This window comes from Segatella copri (assembly GCF_003465495.1).
In the GTDB taxonomy this organism is placed as follows: Bacteria; Bacteroidota; Bacteroidia; order Bacteroidales; family Bacteroidaceae; genus Prevotella; species Prevotella copri_G.
This window is the reverse complement of sequence record NZ_QSAV01000115.1, coordinates 1-917: the sequence shown is the minus strand read 5'-3', so window position 1 is coordinate 917 and position 917 is coordinate 1. Positions and strand designations below refer to the sequence as shown.

Here is a 917-nt window from a genome sequence, read left to right as displayed (position 1 = left end):
GTATAGTGGTCACGGTTTGCACCATTGACCGATTGTCGGGTGCAAAGTAAGTGTACTGAGTGCAGCCATGCAACTGATTGGGTGTAACGTGGCAATTTAGTTGTGGCTTGCTTATTTGCATACCGAGATAGTTGTGAGAACTTCAACGTATTTCTCAACTCATCATTGTTCATGTATTCGTTGCAGTCGTGCAAGTTTTTCTTGTTGTTTTTGGCGTTGAAGTCGGCAAACCCCGGCAACATACTGCCACAGAAATTGAAAACGCTTGTTTTTAGATTGCCGTGCCTTATCTTTGCACTCACAAACGTGGAGCACAGCATATGCGTGGAGCTTTGCTACATATAACATAGTATTAACTTAGAAAAAAGAAAAGTATGGGATTCATCGTATTCGAGGAAGAGGCATTCAACTATCTTGATGCCCAGTTGGAGAACTTCGTGAAGCGCATGGACAGAATCCGTGAGCGCAGTGAGGACAAGACCATGAACAAGTGGCTCGACACGCAGGACGTGTGTCAGACGCTCAACATCTGCCCACGGACAGTGCAGACGCTTCGGGACAACGGAACTTTGGCTTATACGCAAATCAGCCACAAGACCTACTACAAGCCGGAGGACGTGATGGCTATCGTAGCAGTAGTGGAGGACAAGAAAAAGGACATGCGCTTTCGCAAGCGCACAGGTTAGGCTGTCAATATACAACAGCCACTTAATCCAATGCAGCAAGTAAACCGAGTAACGTAAGTATCAACAATAAAACGAGACAACTATGAGCAATGAAGTAATGACAAGAAACAGCGAGTGGATGAACCACATCGTGAACCACCTCAACCGAATGGTTGACAATTTTGAACGTGCCGTGATGAACTACCGCCCCATGCTTGGCGGTGAGCGGTTCATGACGGACAAGGAGCTTTG

General features: G+C 46.3%; 1 protein-coding gene. It reads left to right on the top strand.

All coding sequences use genetic code 11. From position 1 onward, the window contains the following. Nucleotides 1-374: 374 nt before the first annotated feature. Nucleotides 375-686, top strand: a complete 312-nt coding sequence (locus DWV53_RS15295) for a helix-turn-helix domain-containing protein (protein ID WP_008656559.1) — start codon at nucleotides 375-377, stop codon at nucleotides 684-686. The last annotated feature ends 231 nt before the right edge of the window (nucleotides 687-917 follow it).